Annotated in this window: 19 protein-coding genes; 9 read left to right on the top strand and 10 right to left on the bottom strand. The window is 70.1% G+C overall.

The window, feature by feature from the left end; all coding sequences use genetic code 11:
* Positions 1-504 precede the first annotated feature (504 nt).
* Entirely contained in the window at positions 505-1,071 is a 567-nt protein-coding gene (locus IEZ21_RS41930; protein WP_189327071.1) for a DJ-1/PfpI family protein, read from the top strand.
* A 67-nt stretch (positions 1,072-1,138) separates the two neighbouring features.
* Here the strand turns inward: IEZ21_RS41930 and IEZ21_RS41925 are convergent, their stop codons facing one another.
* Positions 1,139-1,804, bottom strand: a complete 666-nt coding sequence (locus IEZ21_RS41925) for an HAD family hydrolase (protein WP_189327070.1) — start codon at positions 1,802-1,804, stop codon at positions 1,139-1,141.
* A 99-nt stretch (positions 1,805-1,903) separates the two neighbouring features.
* Entirely contained in the window at positions 1,904-2,419 is a 516-nt protein-coding gene (locus IEZ21_RS41920; protein WP_189327069.1) for a DUF6912 family protein, read from the bottom strand.
* 324 nt (positions 2,420-2,743) lie between these two features.
* On the opposite strand from IEZ21_RS41920, the gene IEZ21_RS41915 reads away from it, so the two are divergent.
* The gene (locus IEZ21_RS41915) at positions 2,744-3,370 is read left to right on the top strand and encodes an Rv3235 family protein (RefSeq protein WP_189327068.1); all 627 of its coding nucleotides are present in this window, start codon (positions 2,744-2,746) and stop codon (positions 3,368-3,370) included.
* A gap of 259 nt (positions 3,371-3,629) precedes the next feature.
* Here the strand turns inward: IEZ21_RS41915 and secA are convergent, their stop codons facing one another.
* Positions 3,630-6,485, bottom strand: coding sequence for a preprotein translocase subunit SecA (secA, locus tag IEZ21_RS41910; RefSeq protein ID WP_189327067.1), 2,856 nt, complete (start codon positions 6,483-6,485; stop codon positions 3,630-3,632).
* Between the two features lie 243 nt (positions 6,486-6,728).
* Here secA and IEZ21_RS41905 point away from each other — a divergent pair, with 243 nt between their 5' ends.
* On the top strand, positions 6,729-7,307 hold the full coding sequence (locus IEZ21_RS41905; protein WP_189327066.1) for a GNAT family N-acetyltransferase: 579 nt from the start codon (positions 6,729-6,731) through the stop codon (positions 7,305-7,307).
* A 78-nt stretch (positions 7,308-7,385) separates the two neighbouring features.
* The gene (locus IEZ21_RS41900) at positions 7,386-8,585 is read left to right on the top strand and encodes a winged helix-turn-helix domain-containing protein (RefSeq protein ID WP_189327065.1); all 1,200 of its coding nucleotides are present in this window, start codon (positions 7,386-7,388) and stop codon (positions 8,583-8,585) included.
* A 109-nt stretch (positions 8,586-8,694) separates the two neighbouring features.
* Here IEZ21_RS41900 and IEZ21_RS41895 read toward each other — a convergent pair whose 3' ends face one another.
* From IEZ21_RS41895 to mtnA, 7 genes are all read right to left on the bottom strand, one after another.
* Positions 8,695-9,459, bottom strand: a complete 765-nt coding sequence (locus IEZ21_RS41895; RefSeq protein WP_189327064.1) for a response regulator — start codon at positions 9,457-9,459, stop codon at positions 8,695-8,697.
* Between the two features lie 231 nt (positions 9,460-9,690).
* On the bottom strand, positions 9,691-10,383 hold the full coding sequence (gene hpf / locus IEZ21_RS41890) for a ribosome hibernation-promoting factor, HPF/YfiA family (protein WP_373302365.1): 693 nt from the start codon (positions 10,381-10,383) through the stop codon (positions 9,691-9,693).
* Positions 10,384-10,697: 314 nt separating this feature from the next.
* Positions 10,698-11,465, bottom strand: a complete 768-nt coding sequence (locus IEZ21_RS41885; protein ID WP_189327062.1) for a ComF family protein — start codon at positions 11,463-11,465, stop codon at positions 10,698-10,700.
* A gap of 71 nt (positions 11,466-11,536) precedes the next feature.
* Complete coding sequence (locus tag IEZ21_RS41880) at positions 11,537-13,375, bottom strand: LpqB family beta-propeller domain-containing protein (RefSeq protein ID WP_189327061.1); 1,839 nt, start codon at positions 13,373-13,375, stop codon at positions 11,537-11,539.
* Positions 13,365-15,464 carry an MtrAB system histidine kinase MtrB gene (gene mtrB, locus IEZ21_RS41875; protein WP_189327060.1) on the bottom strand — a complete coding sequence of 700 codons (2,100 nt, stop codon included), beginning with the start codon at positions 15,462-15,464 and terminating at the stop codon, positions 13,365-13,367. Before mtrB ends, IEZ21_RS41880 begins: the two co-directional genes overlap by 11 nt.
* A gap of 1 nt (position 15,465) precedes the next feature.
* Positions 15,466-16,155, bottom strand: coding sequence for a two-component system response regulator MtrA (mtrA, locus tag IEZ21_RS41870; protein WP_189327097.1), 690 nt, complete (start codon positions 16,153-16,155; stop codon positions 15,466-15,468).
* Positions 16,156-16,163: 8 nt separating this feature from the next.
* Positions 16,164-17,309, bottom strand: a complete 1,146-nt coding sequence (gene mtnA, locus IEZ21_RS41865; RefSeq protein WP_189327059.1) for an S-methyl-5-thioribose-1-phosphate isomerase — start codon at positions 17,307-17,309, stop codon at positions 16,164-16,166.
* 140 nt (positions 17,310-17,449) lie between these two features.
* Here mtnA and IEZ21_RS41860 point away from each other — a divergent pair, with 140 nt between their 5' ends.
* The 5 genes from IEZ21_RS41860 to IEZ21_RS41840 are packed head-to-tail and all read left to right on the top strand — an operon-like array spanning position 17,450 to position 23,114.
* Positions 17,450-18,853, top strand: coding sequence for a DUF7847 domain-containing protein (locus tag IEZ21_RS41860; RefSeq protein WP_189327058.1), 1,404 nt, complete (start codon positions 17,450-17,452; stop codon positions 18,851-18,853).
* A gap of 4 nt (positions 18,854-18,857) precedes the next feature.
* Positions 18,858-19,616 carry a DUF4129 domain-containing protein gene (locus IEZ21_RS41855; protein ID WP_189327057.1) on the top strand — a complete coding sequence of 253 codons (759 nt, stop codon included), beginning with the start codon at positions 18,858-18,860 and terminating at the stop codon, positions 19,614-19,616.
* Positions 19,613-20,815: a DUF4350 domain-containing protein gene (locus IEZ21_RS41850; RefSeq protein ID WP_189327056.1), complete on the top strand. Its 1,203-nt coding sequence runs from the start codon at positions 19,613-19,615 to the stop codon at positions 20,813-20,815. The genes IEZ21_RS41855 and IEZ21_RS41850 overlap by 4 nt, the downstream gene beginning before the upstream one ends.
* On the top strand, positions 20,815-21,804 hold the full coding sequence (locus tag IEZ21_RS41845) for an AAA family ATPase (protein ID WP_189327096.1): 990 nt from the start codon (positions 20,815-20,817) through the stop codon (positions 21,802-21,804). Before IEZ21_RS41850 ends, IEZ21_RS41845 begins: the two co-directional genes overlap by 1 nt.
* Entirely contained in the window at positions 21,804-23,114 is a 1,311-nt protein-coding gene (locus IEZ21_RS41840; protein WP_189327055.1) for a DUF58 domain-containing protein, read from the top strand. Before IEZ21_RS41845 ends, IEZ21_RS41840 begins: the two co-directional genes overlap by 1 nt.
* The last annotated feature ends 20 nt before the right edge of the window (positions 23,115-23,134 follow it).

Below are 23,134 nucleotides of genomic sequence, written 5' to 3'. Positions count from 1 at the left end.
CGGGGTGTCCGGTCTGCTTCGACGCTATGCCGCGATGTGAGAGGGGCGGGGCGTTATCGGCCATGTTCGGCACCGCCGGAGACTGTGAGACTGCTCTCGGTGACCCGTACCGCCCGCGAAGACCAGCGACCGCCCGGCCACGGATGTCGTCCGTGCGGTCCGGGCGCAAAGCGGGAAGACAGACGCTCCCGCGACATATCGCGCTGATCACGTGACAAGGCTATCGCCCCGCACGGGGGCTCCGTCATGAGCCGCATGTGTACAAAAGAGGGGGTGGGATTTTGACAGTCTGCACAGTGCGCGGGGGCTTACGAGCGGCTGGGTGGCGCCGGACGGGATGCGGCTTGAGGGTGGGGAGGGAGAGAACCCACCCGCCAATACATCCGCAGCCGAGCACCCGAGTCCCTCAGCTCAACGCAAACCCCAGCGCGCAGCCCTCTTGGCAAAGCCCCGGCGTGGAGGCAGGTTGGGCGGGACAGATCCCGGCAAAGGGAGCGGAGCGACATGAGTGCGAAGATCCTGATCGTCACCGGAGACGCCGCGGAGTCACTGGAAGTTCTGTACCCCTACCAGCGCCTGCGCGAAGAGGGCTACGAAGTCCACATCGCCGCCCCTGCCCGCAAGCAACTCCGCTTCGTCGTCCACGACTTCGAGCCAGGTTTCGACACGTACACGGAGAAGCCCGGCTACACCTGGCCCGCCGACCTGGCCTTCTCGGAGGTCGACCCCGGCCAGTACGCGGCCCTGGTGATCCCCGGCGGCCGGGCGCCCGAGTACCTCCGCAACGACCCCGAACTCCGCAAGATCCTGAAGTCCTTCTTCGACACGGACAAACCCGTCGCCCAGATCTGCCACGGCCCCCTGCTGACCGCGGCGATCGACGGCCTGCGGGGGCGCCGCGTCACGGCGTACCCGGCGCTGGAGCTGGACATGCAGGCCGCGGGCGCCAGCTTCCAGGACGCCGAGGTCGTGGTCGACGGCACCCTCGTCTCGTCGCGCGTCTGGCCGGACCACTCCGGCTGGATGCGGGAGTTCCTCACGGTGCTACGGGCGAAGGCTCCGGTGACCTGACCTCGGCTTCGGCTGACCTGACTTCGACGGGGCGTACGTCACGGGTCCATCACCCTCGTACGCCCCTTCAAGCCGCCAACCGCTCCGCCTCCACGACCGCTTCCTCCAGGCTGTCCACGACAGGGACCCCTACCGCTTCGAGGCTGGCCCGGCTGTGCGAGCCCCCGGTGTAGAGCACGGCCCGCGCCCCCACGTGCAGGGCCGCGATCGCGTCGTCCGCCGCGTCGCCGATCACGACCGTACGAGTGGGCTCCACGCCGGTCAGCGCTCCCACATGCCGCACCATGTGCTCGGCCTTGCTGCCGCCGGACGGCCCGGTCCGCCCGTCGACCCGTATGAAGTGCGGCTCGATCCCGAAGTCCCGTACCAGCGGGACGAGTTCGTCATGACCGTACATACTCAGCAGTGACTGGCTGCCTCCGGCCGAAGCCCACTCGGCGAGCAGCCCCGGAACTCCGTCGGTGAGCCCGCAGCCGATCCGGTGCTCCGTGTAGTACCGGTGGAAGGTCTCGTCCATGACCGCCCACTCCGCGTCCGTGGGCAGCCGGCCCATCAGCCGCTCGTAGAACCGCGGCACCGGCACGCAGTACAGCTCCCGGTACCGCTCCAGCGTGATCGGCTCCAGCCCCAGCTCGGCGAACGCCGCGTTCGTCGCCCCGATGATGGCCGCGTTGTCGTGGAACAGGGTCCCGTTCCAGTCCCACACGATGTGCGCTGCTCTGTGCTTCCCCATGCCAAAGAACGTACCCGCCCGCACTGACAACGCCGACGGCATTTCTTCACCGGCGGCCGCGGCTCAGTCCCCTCGGCCCCGAGTCCCACCAGGTTCGGGTCAGTCCCCGAGTCCCACCAGGTTCGGGATCTCCTGCGTGGCGAACCACAGCAGCTCGTGGTCCTCGGCCCCGTCCACGACGAACTGCGCGTCGTCGTCGCCCGTGTCCGCCGCGCCCAGCGCGTCCGCCGCCGCCGTGACATCCGTCTCGGCCTCGCCCGAGTCGACGTGCACGGCCGCGGCCTTGGTCAGCGGCACGGGCCCCTCGACCCGCACCTCTCCGAGCGAGCCGGGGTCGAGTCCACGATCGGGATCGGCGACCGCGGCCCCCTCCGGGACGTCGACGGCGACGACCACGCGCCGCCGCACGGCCCCCGGGTCGAGCGCGAGCAGCCGCAGCGAGGCGAGCGCGGCCCGGTTCAGCGCCGCGTACTCCAACTCCTCGATGTCGTCGGACAGATACCACTCGCGCAACGCGGGCGTGACGGCGTACGCGACGAAGGGCCCGGCCCCGAGCTCGCCCGTCTTGTACGCCTCGGCGAGACCGGAGAGGGTCAGGGGGACGTAGACGCGCATGGCTGGCCGCTTTCGTAGTCGGAGCGCTCCGAGGAGGGCTGTTCCGCACCTCCGGAAGGACCTTCAGGATACGTGCGGGAGGTCCCCTTTCGAGTCCGGGCAACCCCCTCGCACAACGTCAACCACAAGGCCGGGATCTCACCCGGTACACCCCAGCCCTGCCATGGATCTTGCAGGCCTTCGTCACCCTGATAGGTGAAGATTCCGGCCCCCACGGCGCGCAGCCGACGTCCTTGCAGTCGCCCGCTCCGGCCCCGTACAAGATCCCCAACAGCAAAGTTACCGCCCGGTATCGACTCGGGCCCAGTGAGCGGGGACAGCGCCATGAACAAGGTGATGACCAGGACGAAGCGCAACCCGGGCACCCGCCCACCCGGCCGCCACGACACCCGCCGCCCCGCCGGAACCACCCCACGCACGACCCCGGGCAGGGAGACACCGGGCAGCTCGCCGCGGGGTGAGAACGGTGAGAACAGGGACAGCGCCACCGGCACGGGGCCCGGCGGAAGCACTGCGAGCACCTCCCGGACCATGCCCGGCGGCAACCCGCCCCGGACGGCGGGCCCTCGCCACAGGGCGCCCGCTCGAAGCCCGCTCAGGACGCCGCCGCAGCCTCGTCCCACCGACCTCTTCGCCGACCTCCTGCTCGCGGTGCTGAGCGGGCAGCGTCCCGTTCACAGCATGCTCCGGCACACGGCAGGCCGCGCGTACGACGAACTGGCCTGGCTCGCCGAACGCGGCCCCCTCCGCACCCGCGGCACCCGCCCGGTCGTCCGCGACGTCGGCTACGAGGTCCCCCGCCCGGGCGCCATCGAGGCTTTCGCCCGTATCGGCGCGGGCGACCAGCTCCGCGCGATGGCCTTCCGCCTGGAGAAGGGCCACGACCTCCGCTGGCGCTGCACAGCAGTGGAACTGGGCGGCACCCGCATGCCACGCACGGACGACAACTGAGCCGTACGACACGGACAACCGCCGCGGCCAACAGGCCCAGCGCGCCTGAGCGGACTTGCCGAAGTCCGGTGCGGTATCGCGCCCCTAAGGAGGCCGCAGGCCTCTTAGGGGCGCGGGGAACTGCGCGACCAGCCACGACGCACCCGCAGCTTCAAACTGAGCCCCGGCACCCAACAGCCCGAAGGGCCGGGCACCCCAAGGTGCCCGGCCCTTCACAGCTAACCTCCGCCAGACAGGTTCAACCCATCGGAGCGAACCGTCACTTCTTGCGGCGCCGGCCGCCCTTCTGCTGCTTGCGGCGCTCCGCGCGCGTGAGGCCGTCCGACTCGGAGCGCGCCGGCTCCTCGTCGCTGGTGAAGTCGCCCTCCACGACGCCGCCCTCGCCGTCCACGGTCGGCGCGGAGAAGTGCAGCCGGTCCGGCCGCTGCGGGGCATCGAGGCCCTTGGCGCGGATCTCCGGACGCGCCCCCGCGGGCACGGCGTCCTCCTTCTTGTCGAGCGACGGCCGCGCGTCCTCGACCGGAACCTCCTCGACCTGCTGCTCGACCTGGACCTCCAGGTTGAACAGGTAGCCGACGGACTCCTCCTTGATGCCGTCCATCATGGCGGTGAACATGTCGAAGCCCTCACGCTGGTACTCGACCAGCGGGTCCTTCTGGGCCATCGCTCGCAGGCCGATGCCCTCCTGGAGGTAGTCCATCTCGTAGAGGTGCTCACGCCACTTGCGGTCCAGGACCGACAGCACGACCCGGCGCTCCAGCTCCCGCATGATCTCGGAGCCGAGCTGCGCCTCACGCGCCTCGTACTGCTCGTGGATGTCTTCCTTGATGGACTCGGAGATGAACTCGGCGGTGAGACCCGCGCGGTCGCCTGCCGTCTCCTCGAGCTCCTCGATGGTGACCTTCACCGGATAGAGCTGCTTGAAGGCGCCCCACAGCCGGTCCAGGTCCCACTCCTCGGAGAAGCCCTCGGCGGTCTCGGCGTCGATGTACGCGTCGATCGTGTCGTCCATGAAGTGCTGGATCTGCTCCTGCAGATCCTCGCCCTCCAGGACACGGCGCCGCTCTCCGTAGATGACCTCGCGCTGCCGGTTGAGAACCTCGTCGTACTTGAGGACGTTCTTCCGGGTCTCGAAGTTCTGCTGCTCGACCTGCGACTGGGCGGAGGCGATCGCGCGCGTGACCATCTTGTTCTCGATCGGCACGTCGTCCGGAACGTTCGCCATCGACATCACGCGCTCGACCATCTGGGCCTTGAACAGCCGCATCAGGTCATCGCCCAGGGAGAGGTAGAAGCGGGACTCGCCGGGGTCGCCCTGACGGCCGGAACGGCCGCGCAGCTGGTTGTCGATACGGCGCGACTCGTGCCGCTCGGTGCCGAGGACGTAGAGGCCGCCGAGGTCCGTGACCTCCTCGAACTCGGCCCGCACCGCCTTTTCGGCCCTCTCCAGGGCGGCGGGCAGCGCCGCGGCCCACTCCTCGATGTGTTCCTCGGGGTCGAGGCCGCGCTGGCGCAGCTCCGCCTCGGCGAGGTCTTCGGGGTTACCGCCGAGCTTGATGTCCGTGCCTCGTCCGGCCATGTTCGTGGCGACGGTGACGGCGCCCCTGCGGCCGGCCTGGGCGACGATCGTCGCCTCACGGTCGTGCTGCTTCGCGTTCAGCACTTCGTGCTGGATGCCGCGCTTGCTGAGCTGCTGCGAGAGGTACTCGGACTTCTCGACCGAGGTGGTGCCGACGAGGATCGGCTGGCCCTTCTCGTGCTTCTCGGCAATGTCGTCGACGACCGCGTCGAACTTGGCGACCTCGGTGCGGTAGATCAGGTCCGACTGGTCGTTGCGGATCATCGGCTTGTTGGTCGGGATCGGCACGACACCGAGCTTGTAGATCTGGTGGAACTCGGCGGCCTCGGTCATCGCCGTACCGGTCATGCCGCAGAGCTTGTCGTAGAGGCGGAAGAAGTTCTGCAGGGTGATCGTGGCGAGCGTCTGGTTCTCGTCCTTGATGTCCACCCCTTCCTTGGCCTCGATCGCCTGGTGCATGCCCTCGTTGTAGCGGCGGCCGGCGAGGATACGGCCGGTGTGCTCGTCGACGATCATGACTTCGCCGTCGATGACGACGTAGTCCTTGTCCTTCTTGAAGAGTTCCTTGGCCTTGATGGCGTTGTTCAGGTAGCCCACCAGCGGGGTGTTCACCGACTCGTAGAGGTTGTCGATGCCCAGCCAGTCCTCGACCTTGACGACGCCGGACTCGTGGATGGCGACGGTGCGCTTCTTCTCGTCGACCTCGTAGTCACCGGTCTCTTCGATGCCCTTGAGGGTGTTGCCCGCCTCGCCCTTCTTCAGGCGCGTGACCAGCTTGGCGAAGTCGCCGTACCACTTGGTGGCCTGGTCGGCCGGGCCGGAGATGATCAGCGGCGTACGGGCCTCGTCGACGAGGATGGAGTCGACCTCGTCGACGATCGCGAAGTTGTGACCCCGCTGCACCAGTTCGTCCTTCGACCACGCCATGTTGTCGCGCAGGTAGTCAAAACCGAACTCGTTGTTCGTGCCGTACGTGATGTCGCAGTTGTACTGCTCGCGGCGCTGGGCCGGCGTCATGTTGGCCAGGATGCAGCCGACGTCCAGGCCGAGGAACTTGTGGACGCGGCCCATCATCTCGGAGTCGCGCTCGGCCAGGTAGTCGTTGACCGTGATGAGGTGGACGCCCCGGCCGGACAGCGCGTTCAGATACGCGGGCAGGGTGCCGACCAGGGTCTTGCCCTCACCGGTCTTCATCTCGGCGACGTAGCCCATGTGCAGGGCGGCGCCGCCCATGATCTGGACGTCGTAGTGCCGCTGGCCCAGCACGCGCTTGGCGGCCTCGCGGACGGTCGCGAACGCCTCGGGGAGCAGGTCGTCGAGAGCCTTCGTCACGACCGCGTCGTGCTTCGACTCGTCGGGCTCGTCGGCGAGGGCCTCGGCGATCCGCTCCTTGTATTCGTCCGTGAGGGCCCGCAGCTCGGCGTCGGAGAGGTCGACGAAGTCCTCTTCGATGGAGTTGACCTGGTCCGCGATGCGGTGCAGTTTGCGCAGGATCTTGCCTTCGCCTGCACGCATGATCTTCGAGAGGACGGACACGGGGGTTTGTCTCCTTGCCGGTCGGGCCGGACGGTCGGGTTCAACAACAGTTTCAAATCACAGCTTGAGCAACGGCCATCGTAAGCGAGGACCCCACCGCGCCGGGAGGTCTGCCCGTGACAGCCACTAGGACAACGGACGGGAGTTGCCGAAGGTGCCGCGCCCGCAGAGCGAAAAGTAACCGAGCCCTCACTCAGGGCAAAAGTGATGGCTTCCTCGGGGCAGGCCGAGCAGAATCGGGCAATGGACCCCGTAACGCTGACCTCCGAGCGGCTCCTTCTGCGCTCGGTGGGCCCGCACGACACCGACGCCGTGTACGACGCCTGCCAGGACCCCGACATCCAGCGCTGGACCACGATCCCCTCCCCCTATCTGCGGGAGCACGCGGCAGGCTTCACGGAGCAGATGGTGCCCGACGGCTGGGCGGACTCCTCGACGTTCACGTTCGGCGTCTTCCTGCCGGCCTCCGGCGATCTCGTCGGCATGATCGGAATCACGATGCGCTCCCTCGGCGTCGGCGAGATCGGCTTCTGGGCGACGAAGGAACACCGGGGCAACGGTTACACCACCGAAGCCGCGGTCACCACGTCCCGCTGGGTCTTCACAGACACGACGATCGACCGCGTGGAGTGGCGGGCCGAGGTCGGCAACACAGGTTCGCGCGCGGTGGCCGAACGCGCCGGCTTCAGCATCGAGGGCGTCCTTCGCTCCGGCATCAACAACAAGGGCGTACGCCGCGATTGCTGGGTCGGCTCCCTGCTCCCGTCCGACCTGGGGCTGCCGTCGACAGCGCCGTACCTGCCGGCTCCACAACGGGACTGAAGCCCGGCACCTGGCACTTCTGGGGCGATATCCACAGGTCAGGCCCGACTGTCAGTGGGACCGCCTATCGTGCGGACCATGACGAGTCTCCCTCGCCCCACCGCCGGACTCTCCGCAGACGAGGCCCGCCGTATCGCCCTGCGCGCCCAGGGATTCCTCGGCGCCCCTGACCGCAAGGCCGGCGTGCGCGGCGTGCTGCGGCACCTGGGAGCGGTCCAGCTCGACACGATCTCGGTCCTCGCCCGCTCCCACGAACTCATCCCGTACGCCCGCCTCGGCGCCGTCGACCGCAAGACGGTGGACAAGGCGTACTGGACCACTGCATCTCCTGGCACGTCTCCGGCACGACCTCATGCCTTCGAGTACTGGTCGCACGCCGCCTGCATCCTCCCCATCGAGGAGTGGCCCCACTTCGCCTTCCGCCGCCGCGCCTACCGCGCCCGCCCGCACTGGAACCACGAGCTCCCGGACGGCACGTACGACCAGGTCATCAAGCAACTGAGAGCGGAAGGCCCCCTTACGGCCACGGAGTTGGGCGGCGCGAAGAAGACCAGCGAGTGGTGGGACTGGTCGGGCACGAAGGTCGCCGTCGAGCGCGCACTGATGTACGGCGAGGTGGTGTGCGTCGAGCGCCGCGGCTGGAAGCGGGTGTACGACCTCGCCGAGCGCGCCGTCCCGGAGGCGCTGCTCCACGACGAGTTGGACGACGCGGAGTGCCTGCGCCGTCTGGTCCGGCTCGCGGGCCAGGCGCTGGGCGTCGGCACGCGCGCGGACATCGCCGACTACCACCGCCTCAGGGGCGACCAGGTCGACGCGGTGATAGCGGACTCCGGACTGGTCCCGGTGACCGTCGAGAGCTGGGGCAAACCCGCCTGGGCCGATCCGGCGGCCCTGGAGACCACGCCGCGCGGCCGCCACCGTACGACGCTGCTGTCCCCATTCGACTCGCTGATCTGGGAACGGGCCCGCACAGAGCGGATCTTCGGCTTCACCCACCGCCTGGAGGCCTACGTCCCCAAGCCGAAGCGGGTGTACGGCTACTTCGCGATGCCGGTCCTCGCCGGCGGCCATCTCGTCGGGCGCCTGGACCCCGCCCGCGAGGGCCGGACACTGGTGGCCAAGCAGACGACCCTCAACGGCCCCAAGGCGGTTCCCGCGGTGGCCCAGGCCCTGATCGAGGCCGCGAGCTGGGTGGACTGCACGGACGTACGTGTGGAACGGGTGGACGCACCGGAACTGCGCGAACCGCTGACGAGAGAGCTGGCCCGCGCACTATAAGGGGCGCGGGGCTGTGACATATGCGGCTCCGCCGCGCGGGCGCGATCAGCCACCCACGGCCCGCAGCCGCCGTACGCGCTTCAGTCCCCCAGCGGAGCGCTTCGCGGGCTCAACGGATCTCGAGGATTTTCTCCCGCATCGCGTACACCACGGCCTCCATCCTGGAGTGCAGCTGCAGCTTCTCCAGGATGTTGCGTACATGGTTCTTCACGGTGTTCTCGGAGATGAACAACTCCTTGGCGATGTCCCGGTTGTTCATCCCCGTGGCCACCAGCTTGAGGACCTCCAGCTCACGGTCGGTGAGCCGGGGCGCCGGCACCAGACGCCGCTCGTCGGTGCGCTGGATCATCGACTTGAACTCGGTGAGCAGCTTGGACGCCATCGAGGGGCTGATCTGCGACTGCCCGTCGGCGACAGCACGAATGGCCGTGGCCACCTCGTCCGTGGAGATCTCCTTGAGGAGATAGCCGGTCGCGCCCGCCTTGATCGCGTCGTAGAGGTCGGCCTCCTCATCGCTGATCGTCAGCATGATGATCTTCGCGCTGGGGGCCACCTCCTTGATGGACGTGCACGCCTCGATACCGCCGCGCTTGGGCATGCGTACGTCCATCAGCACGATGTCGGGCAGCAGGTCGGCGGCCTTGTCGACCGCCTCGGCTCCGTCACCCGCCTCCCCGATGACCTGGATGTCCTCCTCGGCGGCGAGCACAATCTCCAGGCCGCGGCGGAAAAGGGCATGGTCGTCCACGACAAGGACCCGGATCGGCTCCTTGCGTGGGGGGCCCTCATTCGGGCCGGGGCCCGCGTCCGGGCCCATGCCGACGACGCCGTCGCCGGCATCTTCGTTCCGCACCGGTCCGAAGCTGTCCGCCATCGTTCCTCCCCCTGAAGGCCGTGGCCTTTTGTTCCTGTGCCATCGCCAACCCAAGGCAACGGCCCACCGGTTGGGGCCCGGTGCGGCCATGATTTCATGCCCGGACGACAGTGCGGTGACGTAGCGGGGCGTGAGGGGTCGTACACCGGTGCCCCTGGGGGCGCACGCGCACCCCAGGGGCACCGGCTGGGGCTCCCCCGGCCGAAGGCTGGGGGAGCTCATCGGGCAAGGTCAGCCGCCGAGCGATCCGCCCGTCGAGGGCTTGTGCGCCTGGGCGACCATCGGGTCCGTACTGAGGTGGATGACGCCGTAGTCGTATGCGTGCCGCCGGTAGACGACACTCGGTTCCTTGGTCTCGGAGTCGACGAAAAGATAGAAGTCGTGCCCGACCAGCTCCATCTCGTAGAGAGCCTGGTCGAGGGTCATCGGAGAGGCGACGTGAGTCTTCTCGCGCACAACGAGGGGGCCTTCGCCCTTCACCTCGAGGGAGCCGATCTTCTTGGTCGGCACTGCGTCGGGCTCTTCCTCGTGGACGGCGTTGCCGTTCCCGTTCAGTGTCGCCACACCCGGAACGTGGTCGGCGACCTCAGCTGCCGTGAGCCGACGGGCACCACGGCGCGTGTAGCGCTTGTCGTGCTGCTTGCGCAGCCGGGCTTCCAGCTTGTCCGCCGCCAGGTCGAGCGCCGCATATGCATCACTGGCCGCTGCCTCCGCCCGGATCACCGGGCCGCGGGAGTGCAGCGTGATCTCCACTCGGTCGGACCGGTCGGCCTGTCGCGGGTTGGGCTCCTTGGACACCTCGACGTCGAGGCTGATCACCTTGGCATCGAGCTTCTGGATCTTCTCCAGCTTCAGCTTCTCGGCCACGTGCTTGCGGAACCGCTCTGGCACCTCGGTCTTGCGGCCCTTGACGACGATGTCCACGCAGAACTCCGTTCCCGGATCGCTCCGCATCGGTGCGGAGCAACTCCCTTTTTTGCACCAGGCTCCGGCAAGCCCCAGAGCCTCGGACTTGATGACTCCACCTCCTCCTCCCCCAGGGGCAAGATCTCCACCCCACCTCTGCGGGTGATTGCAGAAACCCGCAGCATGGCAATCCGATATACGAGGGACAGCACCCGCCATTCCCTCACAACCGAACATATCTCGCCCGGACGGATGTCGTCACCCTCTACGGCGGTGTACCTCCATTCCAGCGAATTGAACCTCTCACTACCTGCAACGACGCAACTTCCCAGTCAGTTCCGGATTATTTCGAAAGATGCCCGAGACGCCGCGACCACAGCCGCACTGATCATGCTTCCGGTGCTGTTCGGATCGCCCATTCCCGCGATCGCTTGTGGCCGGTCCCCCACTTCCGCAAAAGCCGCGCGCAGCGCCCGCGCCGCCTCCGTCAAGGACGCCCCCGTCGTCATCAGGTCGTCGACGAGTACGGCCCGGCCGCCTTCGGCCAGCAGTCGGGCGCCCCCGGCTGCCACCTCCAGGGCGCCGGCCAGATTGTCCAGCCGCTGCCGGGAGTTGAGCCCCGACTGGTCGGCCACGGCACGCCGCTGCCGCAGCACAGCGAGCACCCGGACCGACGTCCCCGCGCGCCGCAGCTCGCCCGCCGCCGCGAGCGCGATCCGCCGCGCCGGGTCGTGCCCCCGCGCCCGCACCGCCCGCCGCGCGGAGGGCACGGGAACGAGCAGCACAGGCGCCCCGGACCCACCACCGGACGCGAGCCCCGCCCGCACCGCACCCGCGAGCGCCACTCCCAGCGGCCCTGCGAGCATCAGCGCACCCCGTTCCTTGTGGGCGAGGAGCGCCGCCCGCACCTCGTCCTCGTACGGAGCCGCCGCGTGCACCACAGGCAAACCCGGCGGCTCGGGCGCCGGTCGCACCCGGCGCGGCGCGGCCTCCATCAGGGCGGCACGGCACCCCGGGCAGAGCACCGTACGAGGCCTCCCGCAGCCTCCGCACTCGGCCGGCAGCACCAGGTCGGTGAGGTCCTGCCACCACCCGCGCATGCCCACCACTGTGCCAACGCCTGAATCGTCCGGCCACCCCTGTGGATATCTCCCTGTGGACAACTCCGGGGCTACCCCGGATAGACCGGCGCCGTCCCCGTCTTGACCACCTTCTGCCACTGCGCACTGGACGAAAGCTGCACAATCCCGTCCTCCGAGTGCGCCACCAGCGGCAGCCGCTCGTCCTCGGAGGCGGCGATCTCCTCCACACCCGTGAGCGCGGCAGGCGGCGCCCCGACCGGAGTGGAGCCGTCGACCTGGACGTACCGGATCTGCTGCACGCCGCCCTCCTCCTGGCCGACCACGACCAGACGGCTGTCCCCGGCCCAGGACATGGCCGTGACTTCCTCCAGCTGCGGTGCGACCGAACGCGGTTCGTGGATCGTGACGACAGGCCGCCCGTCCGAGCCGTTCTGCCGCTCGATCCGCCCCATGAGCAGCGAGGTCTTGCCCTCCTTCTCCACTATCAACGCGATCCGCACGCCGTCGGCGGCCACCCGCACCGCCTCGATCCGCCCCTCGACCCCGGGAGCCTTGACCTCCAGCGGCTCGCCCCCGCCCTCCTCCAGCAGGAGCAGCCGGGAGTTCTTCGGATCGCGGTCGGCCACCCACAGGTCGCCGCCCGCATCCCAACTGGGCGTTGTCAGCCCGTCGTTCTCCGCCTTGGACTTGCTCTGCAGCACGGGATCCCCGAGCGAAGCACCGGACGCGAGCGACCCCACGTACAGCGAGCGCCCGTCCAGCGACACCCCCGCCGCGCTCTCCTCGTTCCGCGAGACCGCGGCCGTCCGCAGCGCCGTGTCGCCCGCGCCGAGCGCTCCGGGCACCGGTTCGGCTTGCTGTTCGGTGTCGGCGGGTATCCGTACGAGCCGCTTCTCGCCGTCGATGAAGTACTCGTACTGGACACGCTGCCCCGTGCCGTGCGAGGCGATGATCTCGGCCTCGCCCTCCTTGATCGCGCACAGCTGTGAGCCGTCCGGGCGCTGCAGTTCGACCTCGTTGATGCCCGTGGGCGTCAGGTCCTTCAGGGTGAAGATGAGCTGGGCCGCCATCTCGGCGCACTGGGTCTGCCCGACGCCCTCGGCCTTCTTGTTCAGCGGCACCGTCAGCCTGTTCTGGTCGTCGGGCGTGAGCGTCTTGACACCCTTCTTCAGTGCCGTACCGGTGGGGAAGCGCGACCTGACGACCGGCTTGAGCCAGCTGGTGGGCCCGTTCAGCAGTGCCTTGACCATCTGGGTCACGGGGTCGACCTGCTGGCGCACATAGACGGGATCGGCCACGGTCCCGAGCCGGTCGGCGGTCGGCGAGTTCGACGCGAAGTAATACTTGTTGACGGAGACGTAGCGGCGCTGGAAGTCGGAGTTGCCGAGCACCACGCCCTGCGGCAGGTAGTCGATGCGCCACTGCTTGCTGCCGTCCGCCCCCTTCTGCTCCGTAAGGTGCACCCTCTTCTTGTATGGGCCCTCGGCCGGCTCGTACGCGAATTGCTCGTCCACCTCGGCGACCTTGTCACCAGTCAGCGCGTACGCGTAGTCGCCGGTGGCCTCCCTGCTGCCGCTGTGCTCGGCCCATGCGGTCGGCCCGTTCGCGAGCACCGTGGTCGAGCGCTCGGGCTGCCAGTTCTTCGAAGCGTCCTCAGTGAGGTACTTGCGCGCCGTGTCGAACTCCGGCTCGTCGCTGGTCAGCGCCTCCAGGAAGCCCTGCACGATCTCCTCGGGCGGGGCGTTCTCCCGCGGCGGCATCGCGAAGACCCGGACCTGCGCATCCGGCCGCTGCGAGGCCTTGACGTCGCGCAGATCCCCGCTGTCCGGCATCGAGGCGCACCCGGCCAGCAGTATGGTTCCGCAGCCGACGTACGTCATCACCCGCATCGGGCGCCGTCGGCCGCCGAGATCGCGGTCAGCGCCCACGAGATCCCTCCCCTTGCTTCAACTGATCAGGCCCCTCGCCGGTTCCCGCGCCACCCTCGGACGGCGCCTCCCCGGGCTCTTCGCGCTCCCCGGACTCCACGGGCGCCGTGGCCACCGCGCGCGCCTCCGCTGCGGGCCGCGGCACCACCCGCGCACCGTTGCCGGGCAGCGCCGCCGGATCCACCCCGCCGGCCAGCCGCGGGGCCACCGGCGCCCGCGGCGGCATCGGCGGTACACCGTGCTCGCCGTGCGGCTGGGCCGGCACCGTGGCGAGTTTCTGCGTGCCGCCGAGGGGCAGCCCCGCGTCGTTCAGCCCGCGGTTGCGCCGCGAGTCCCTGGGCTCCAGGGGTATCGGCGAGCCCCGAAGCGGCTCGTCCGCGGTCCGCGGCAGCGTCAGCCGGAACTGCGATCCGCCGCCCGGCTCGCCCCAGGCCTGCAGCCAGCCGCCGTGCAGCCGCGCGTCCTCCAGGGCGATGGACAGCCCAAGGCCCGTACCACCGGTGGTACGCGCGCGTGCCGGGTCGGCCCGCCAGAAGCGACTGAACACGCGGGTCGCCTCGCCGGGCTTGAGCCCCACTCCGTAGTCACGCACCGCGACCGCGACCGCGCCGCCCGCCGCCGCGAGCCTGACCACCACGTCCTTGCCCTCGCCGTGCTCCACGGCGTTGACGACGAGGTTCCGCAGCACCCGCTCCACCCGCCGGGCGTCGGCCTCGGCGACCACCGGCTGGTGATCGCCGACGACCTTGATCTGCGTGCCCTTGCGCTCGGCGAGCGGCTCGGCCCCGCTCACCACCCGGCGTACGACCTCGCGCAGGTCTATCGGCTCGGCCTCCAGCGCCGCCGCGCCGGCGTCGAACCGGCTGATCTCCAGCAGATCCGCGAGCAACGTCTCGAACCGGTCCAGCTGGTCCGCGAGCAGCTCGGCCGACCGCGCGGTCACCGGATCGAAGTCCACCCGCGCGTCATGGATGACATCGGCGGCCATCCGTACCGTCGTCAGCGGCGTACGCAGCTCGTGTGACACGTCGGACACGAACCGCCGCTGCATCCGCGACAGATCCTCCAGCTGCTGGATCTTCAACTGAAGGTTCTGCGCCATCTTGTTGAAGGCCTCACCGAGCCGCGCGATGTCGTCCTCGCCGGTGACCTTCATACGTTCCTGAAGGCGCCCGGCGGACAGCCGCTCGGCGATCCCCGCGGCCATCCGTACGGGCGTGACGACCTGCCGCACCACGAGCCAGGCGATCGCGCCCAGCAGCACCACGACGAACAGGCCGGCCGTCGCGAGCGTCCCCTTGACCAGGCTGAGCGACTTCTCCTCCTGCGTGAGCGGGAAGAGGTAGTACAGCTGGTACGGGTCGCGGTTCGGGTCGTTCACCTGCTTGCCGATGACCAGCCCCGGCTGGGAGTCCTGGCCGGTCTTGTAGACGATGCGGGTGTAGCTCTGGGCCGGGAGCGTGTTCTCGTCGATGCGGCGGCGCAGATCCTCCGGCACACTCGTCGCCGGATCGACACCGCCGGACGAACGCGGGCCGCGCCCACCGCTGTCCGCGCCGGCGACCGTGCTGGAGGAGCTGAGCGTGACCACGTCGAAGGCGCCCTGTCCGCCACTGGAGAGGGACTCCACGAGGTCGCTCAGCCATGCGCTGATGTTCTGGACGGGCCGCTCGTCCGTGCTCGAACCGTCGTCGCCCCCGGCGCTCGCCGCCGCGTCCGCCCGCTGCTCGGCCACCCCGAAGCCACCGGTGGCCTGGCTCTCCGAGGCCCTCACCTTGGCGTCCAGCAGGCCGTTGCGCACCTGCCCGATGACGACGAAGCCGAGCAGCAGGACGACGCCCAGCGACATCAGTAGCGTCGTGACGACGACCTTGAGCTGGATGTTGCGCCGCCACAGCCGCATGACGGGCAGCAGCGGACGGCGCACCCAGCGCATGAACAGCCGTAGGACGGGGCTGCCCTGGACCCCGCCCTGCAGCAGCCAGCCCTCGCTGAACCGAGCCCAGAAGGAGCTCGTCGTCTTCCGGCCGACAGGCCGCGAACGGCTGCCCGGCTGACCGGGCGCCGAAGCGGCACTGTCCCGGGACACGTCAGCTGGGTCCGGCCTTGTAACCGACGCCACGGACAGTCACCACGATTTCCGGCCGCTCCGGGTCCTTCTCGACCTTGGAACGCAGCCGCTGTACATGAACATTGACAAGGCGGGTGTCCGCCGCGTGCCGGTAACCCCACACCTGCTCGAGGAGCACCTCACGCGTGAACACCTGCCAGGGCTTCCGGGCCAGCGCGACCAGCAGGTCGAACTCCAGCGGCGTCAACGCGATCGACTGCCCCTCCCGCTTCACGGAGTGACCGGCCACATCGATGACCAGATCGCCGATGGCGAGCTGCTCGGGCGCCGGCTCCTCCGACCTCCGCAACCGCGCCCGGATCCGCGCCACCAGCTCCTTCGGCTTGAACGGCTTCACGATGTAGTCGTCAGCACCCGATTCGAGCCCGACCACCACATCGACGGTGTCGCTCTTCGCCGTGAGCATCACGATCGGCACCCCGGACTCCGCCCTGATCAGGCGGCACACCTCGATACCGTCCCGCCCCGGCAGCATCAGATCGAGCAGCACCAGATCGGGCTTGGTCTCACGGAAAGCGGCCAGCGCCTTGTCGCCGTCGGCTACGAAAGACGGTTCAAAACCTTCACCACGCAGCACAATGCCGAGCATCTCGGCCAGTGCGGTGTCGTCATCGACGACAAGGACTCGTCCCTTCATGAATGCCATCATCCCATTAACTAAATCGTTACCTGGCGTGACCTGGCACACAGCTCGGCAAGCGCCTCTGCCGTGACGGGCGAAACGACGCCCTCCTCGGTGACGATCGCCGTCACCAGTTCGGGGGGCGTCACGTCGAACGCCGGGTTGTACGCCTGGGTCCCCAGGGGTGCCATCGGAATTCCGCCTCCCGCTTCCGCTCCCGCCACCGGCACCTGGGGTGCGATGATCTCGGTCACCTCATGTCCGGCGCGCTGCTCGACCTCGATGGACGCCCCGTCCGGGGTGTCGGGGTCCACCGTCGTCACCGGCGCCACCACGACGAACGGTACGTGGTGGTACCGGGCCAGCACTGCGAGCGGGTAGCTCCCCACCTTGTTCGCCACCGAACCGTCGGCCGCGATCCGGTCCGCCCCGATCAGCACCGCGTCCACCTCCCCCGCCGAGAACAGCGATCCCGCGGCGCTGTCCGTGAGCAGCGTGTACGCCATCCCGTTGCGCGCCGCCTCGTACGCCGTCAGACGAGCACCCTGCAGCAACGGCCGCGTCTCGTCCACCCACAGCCTGCGCAGCCGCCCGGCCCGGTGCGCGGCGAGCGCGACGGCGAACGCCGTGCCCTCCCCGCCGGACACCAGAGCCCCGGTGTTGCAGTGCGTAAGAATCCGGTGGTTGCCCCCGGGCAGCAGCTCGTCCAGCAGCGCCAGACCGTGCTCGGCCATGCGCGTACTGGCCTCGGCGTCCTCCTGGTGAAGGGCTCGAGCGGCGGCGAGCGCAGCCTCGGCTGCCTGCTTCTGGTCGCCGCCACCGGCCAGGGCAGCACGGTGAGCCGCCTGGGCTCTGCGCACGCCGTACGTGAGGTTCACCGCGGTGGGCCGTGCGCTGGCGAGCGCGTCGGCGGCGTCGTCCACGTCGAACCCTCGCTCGGCGGCGAGCGCGACCCCGTACGCCCCGGCGATCCCCAGCAGCGGCGCCCCGCGCACGGCGAGTGTGCGGATCGCCTCCACCAGCGCTGGAGGGTCGGTGCACACCAGCTCGACCTCCTCGGCCGGCAGCCGCGTCTGGTCGAGAAGGACCAGTACGGAGCCTTCCGGCGGTTCGTCCCACCGGATCGCCGGAATCTCGGTGGGCGCGTGGTCTTCGCGGGAATGCGCGTGCTGATCAGCCATCCGCCCAGTCTGCCCCGTACAGGGCGGACAATTGAAGGTGTGCAGCCCATACGGGGGCCGGTCACTTCCCGGCCGCACCGTGGCACGATGGCTGCCAACCTGCCGCCGCAACCGCGGACGGGCACCGTGAAGGAGCGACGATGAAAGACACTCCGGGCTGGGCATCGCCCGGATCTGCCCCCGCCGACGGGCAGGACGGACAGGAGCCGAACGCCTCCGGCCCTGCCGAGCCCGCGGACCGGCCCGCTGCCCCAGAGCCCACGGATCAGCCGGGACAGCCCGGACCCGACCCGTCCGGCCCAGGCACGAAGTGGTCCAAGGAGCAGCCCCCGCCCAGCCAGTGGTCCGCCCCCAGCGGCTCCCAGGGCAGCCCGGCCCAGGCCCCACCGCCGCCTCCACCCGGCCCAGGCTGGGGCGGACAGCCCCCTGGCGGTCCGGGAGGCGGCCCTGGATACGGCGGCCCCGGTGGCCCTGGCGGATACGGCGGTGGCTACGGCCCCGGTCCCGGTGGCCCCCCCGGCTGGGGAGGCGGCTGGGGCGGCCCTCCGCCCGCCGCCAAGCCCGGCGTGATCCCGCTCCGCCCCCTCGCCGTCGGCGAGATCCTCGACGGCGCCGTGTCGACCATGCGTACGCACTGGCGGACGGTCCTCGGTATCTCGCTGACCGTCGCTGTGTTCACGGAGATCGTCGTGGTGCTGCTCCAGGGCTTCGTCCTGGAGGACGCCGCGAGCTCGGACGCCCTCAACGACCAGAGCGCCTCCGTCGACGAACTCACCCGCGCCCTGGGCGACACCCTGCTGAGCTCCGGCGTCATCCTGCTGATCGCGCTGCTCGGCACCATCGTCGCGACCGCCCTCCTCACGACCGTGACCAGCCGCGCTGTGCTCGGCAAGTCGGTGACCACCGCCGAGGCCTGGCGCGACGCCCGGCCCCAGCTGGCGAAACTCTTCGGCCTGACCTTCCTGCTCCCGCTCATCGGCATCGCTGTCGTCGCGGTGGGCGCCCTGCCCGGCTTCCTGGTCACCCTCGCCGGCGGTGGCGACGGCGGTGTCGCACTCGCCGTCCTCGGTGGCATGGCCGCGAGTGTCGTCGCGATCTGGCTGATGGTCCGCTTCTCGCTGGCCTCGCCCGCCCTGATGCTGGAGAAGCAGAGCATCCTGAAGTCCGTGAGCCGCTCCGCCAAGCTGGTCCGCGGCTCCTGGTGGCGGGTCTTCGGCATCCAGTTGCTCGCCACGATCATCGCGAACGTCGTCGCCTCGATCATCGTGATCCCATTCACCTTCCTCGCCGCCGCCCTGAGCGGTGACGGTGTCAGTGGTTTCCTCAACAGCGGCACCGGAGACCTCGGCTGGACGTTCCTCATCGTCAGCGGGATCGGCTCGGTGATCGGGTCGATGCTCACCTTCCCGATCACCGCGGGTGTCTCCGTGCTTCTCTACATCGACCAGCGCATCCGCCGCGAGGCCCTCGACCTCGACCTGGCCCGCGCCGCCGGCGTCCAGGGCTACGGCTCCGACGCCCCCGGCACCACCTCGGGGAGCTGATGCGGTGAGCCCATCGGGGGGTGTTCTCACAACGGTGCTCGCACTGCCGGGCTCCGGCGCCGCGGCCGTACTCGTGCTGCCGCGCTCCGCCGACGAACCACCGGTGACGCTCCCGCGCGACCCCGCGCGGGAGGCGGCCCGGCGCGAGTTGTCCAAGCGGATGTACCACGAGAACGACCCCGGCTGGTTCCAGCGCGCTCTGAACGCCTTCTGGGAGTGGCTCGACAAGCTGTTCAGCGCAGCCTCCGGCGCGACCCCGGGCGGCGCACTCGGCCTCGTCGTCATCGCGCTGGCGGCAGCGGCGCTCATAGGCGCCCTCTGGTGGCGGCTCGGCACTCCGATGCGCGGCCCCACGTCGGCCGCCCCGCTCTTCGACGACCGGCCACGCAGCGCCGCCGAGCACCGGGCAGCCGCCGAGAGCCACGCTGCCCAGGGCCACTGGAACCAGGCCGTCCAGGAGCGCATGCGCGCCATCGTCCGCTCCCTGGAGGAACGCGCCCTGCTCGAGCCCCGCCCCGGCCGCACCGCTGACGAGGCAGCCGCCGAGGCAGGCCGTACGCTCCCCTCCCACACGGACCGGCTGAGCGCCGCGGCCCGGGACTTCGACGACGTGACGTACGGCGGACGAACGGCCACATCACAGGCGTACCAGCGCCTCACTGAACTCGACCGTGACATGGAACGCACCAGGCCGGTCCTCGCGAGCAGCACCCCGAGCAGCCAGAACACGGCCCACAGCACGCGCCAGGGGGCCGCCGAATGACCACCGAGGCCACCCTTCCGTCCACCACCTCGGCCTCCCCCACCGCTCGCCAGGTGTGGACCCGCGCGCGCGGTGTCCTCCTCGGACTCGTGATCCTCCTTGTAGCCGCGATAGCCATCGCCGCGGTCCGCTCCGACGCCCAGCACGGCAGCCTCGACCCGCGCTCCGTCGACCCCAACGGCAGCCGCGCCGTCGCCGAGCTCCTCGCCGACCGCGGCGTTTCCACCCGCGTGGTCACCACCCTGGAGGACGCCCGCAACTCCGCCGGCCCCGACACCACCCTCCTGGTCGCCGCCCCCGACCTGCTGACCGACCGCCAGCAGACCCGGCTCCACTCGGCTTTCACCAACTCCGGCGGCCGCACCGTCCTTGTCGCGCCCGGCATCCCGTCCGTCGGCAACCTCGCCCCCGGAGTCACCACCGCCGACCCCACGCCCAGCTACGACTCCACGCTCCCGCCCGACTGCGCCCTGCCCGCCGCCCAGCGAGCGGGCACCGCCGACACCGGCGGCATCCGCTACACGACGACCGCGCCCGACGTCGATTCCTGCTACCTCAGCGACGGCCTGCCCACCCTGCTGCGCGTCCCGGCGCTCGAAGGGGACGGCGACACCGTCGTACTCGGCGCCCCCGACATCCTCCACAACGACCGCCTCGACGAGCAGGGCAACGCCTCGCTCGCTCTCCAACTGCTCGGCTCCCGCCCCCACTTGGTCTGGTACCTCCCCTCGCTCTCCGACGACTCGGCCACCGACTCCGGCGATCGCAGCTTCTTCGACCTGATCCCCTCCGGCTGGCTCTGGGGCACCCTGCAGCTCTTCATCGCCGCAGTCCTGGCCGCCCTCTGGCGTGCCCGCCGGCTCGGCCCGCTCGTCCCCGAACGGCTCCCCGTCGCGATCCGCGCCTCCGAGACCGTCGAAGGCCGCGCCCGCCTCTACCGCAAGTCCAACGCCCGCGACCGCGCCGCCGCAGCTCTGCGCTCCACCACCCGCACCCGCCTCGCCCCCCTCGTCGGCCTGTCCCCCGCCCAGGCGCACGCGCCCGAAGCCCTGCTCCCCGCCCTGTCCGCCCGCCTCCACGGCGACGGACAGTCGTCCCCGCAATCCCTCCTCTTCGGCCCGCCACCCCGCGACGACGCAGCCCTCATCAACCTCGCCGACCAACTCGACGCCCTCGAAAGAGAGGTACGCCGTCCATGATGGACCCGACCACTGACAACGCCGCGCACACCGGGGATCCGGGCGCCGCCCGGGCCTCCCTGGAGGCCCTGCGCGCCGAGATCGCCAAAGCCGTGGTCGGCCAGGACCCCGCCGTGACCGGCCTCGTCGTCGCCCTCCTCTGCCGCGGACACGTCCTGCTCGAAGGGGTCCCCGGGGTCGCCAAAACGCTGCTCGTCCGCGCCCTCGCATCCGCCCTCGAACTCGACACCAAGCGCGTCCAGTTCACCCCGGACCTGATGCCCAGCGACGTCACAGGCTCCCTCGTCTACGACACCCGCTCCTCCGAGTTCTCCTTCCAGCCCGGCCCGGTCTTCACCAACCTTCTGCTCGCCGACGAGATCAACCGCACCCCGCCCAAGACCCAGTCCTCGCTCCTCGAAGCGATGGAGGAGCGCCAGGTCACGGTCGACGGCACCGCGCGCCCCCTCCCCGAACCCTTCCTGGTCGCCGCGACCCAGAACCCGGTCGAGTACGAGGGCACGTACCCCCTCCCCGAAGCCCAGCTGGACCGTTTCCTCCTCAAGCTGACGATCCCGCTGCCCTCCCGCAAGGACGAGATCGACGTCCTCACCCGCCACGCCGAGGGCTTCAACCCACGCGACCTGCGCGCCGCCGGCGTACGCCCCGTAGCCGGCCCCGCCGCCCTGGAAGCCGCCCGCGCGGCAGTCGGCAAAACAGCGGTATCCCCCGAAATCACCGGCTACGTAGTGGACATCTGCCGCGCCACCCGCGAATCCCCGTCCCTCAGCCTCGGCGTCTCTCCGCGGGGCGCGACAGCGCTCATGGCCACCGCCCGCGCCTGGGCATGGCTGACCGGCCGCGACTACGTCATCCCCGACGACGTAAAAGCCCTCGCGCTCCCAACTCTCCGCCACCGGGTCCAACTCCGCCCCGAGGCCGAGATGGAAGGCGTAACCGCCGACTCCGTGATCAACGCGATCCTCGCCCACGTCCCCGTGCCCCGCTGATGGCACTCACCGGACGCGCCGCCCTCCTCGCGGCCCTCGGCACCCTCCCCGTCGGCATCTGGGAACCCAGCTGGACGGGCATCCTTGCCGTGAACATCCCCCTGGCCCTCGCGTGCGCCTGCGACTTCGCCCTGGCCGCGCCCGTACGCCGCCTCGGCCTGACCCGCTCCGGAGACACCTCGGTACGCCTGGGCGAAGCCGCCGATGTCACCCTCACGGTCACCAACCCGACCAGCCGCCCCCTACGCGCCCGCATCCGCGACGCCTGGCCCCCCAGCAGCTGGCAGCCCGGCACGGAAGTCACCGCATCCCGCCACCGACTGACGATTCCCCCGGGCGAACGCCGTCGCATCACAACTCACCTACGCCCCACCCGTCGCGGCGACCGCCAGGCAGACCGCGTCACCATCCGCTCATACGGCCCTCTCGGCCTCTTCGCCCGCCAGGGCAGCCACAACGTCCCCTGGACCGTGCGCGTCCTGCCCCCGTTCACCAGCCGCAAGCACCTCCCGTCAAAGCTGGCCCGCCTGCGCGAACTCGACGGCCGCACCAGTGCCCTGACCCGCGGCGAGGGCACCGAATTCGACAGCCTCCGCGAATACGTCCCCGGGGACGACACCCGCTCCATCGACTGGCGCGCCACCGCCCGGCAGACCACGGTCGCTGTACGCACCTGGCGCCCCGAACGCGACCGCCACATCCTGCTGGTCCTCGACACAGGCCGTACCTCGGCGGGCCGCGTGGGCGACGCCCCACGCCTCGACGCCTCCATGGACGCGGCCCTGCTCCTGGCTGCCCTCGCGTCCCGAGCCGGCGACCGCGTGGACCTCCTCGCGTACGACCGCCGGGTACGCGCCCAAGTGCAGGGCCGAGCCGCGGGCGATGTCCTCCCCTCCCTGGTGAACGCCATGGCCCGCCTCGAACCGGAACTCATCGAGACGGACGCACGCGGCCTCACCGCCACCGCCCTCCGCACAGCCCCACGCCGCTCCCTGATCGTGCTCCTCACCAGCCTCGACGCGGCTCCCATTGAGGAGGGCCTGCTTCCCCTACTCTCCCGCCTCACCCAGCGCCACACAGTCCTGGTTGCCTCAGTAGCCGACCCGCATATAGAGCACATGGCCACGGCACGGGGAAACACCGATGCCGTGTACGAGGCCGCCGCCGCAGCCCAGGCTCAGACAGAACGCCATCGCACCGCCGAGCAACTCATCCGCCATGGCGTCACGGTCGTGGACGCGACACCGAACGATCTTCCTCCGGCTTTGGCGGATGCTTATCTAGCCCTCAAGGCAACGGGCCGTCTTTGACGCAGAAAGCCCCCGGGCCG

Origin of the sequence: Streptomyces flaveus (assembly GCF_014647675.1) — a bacterium.
Taxonomy (GTDB): domain Bacteria; phylum Actinomycetota; class Actinomycetes; order Streptomycetales; family Streptomycetaceae; genus Streptomyces; species Streptomyces flaveus.
Note: the sequence above shows the minus strand (reverse complement) of the source record. Positions and strands in the feature narration are given on the sequence as shown.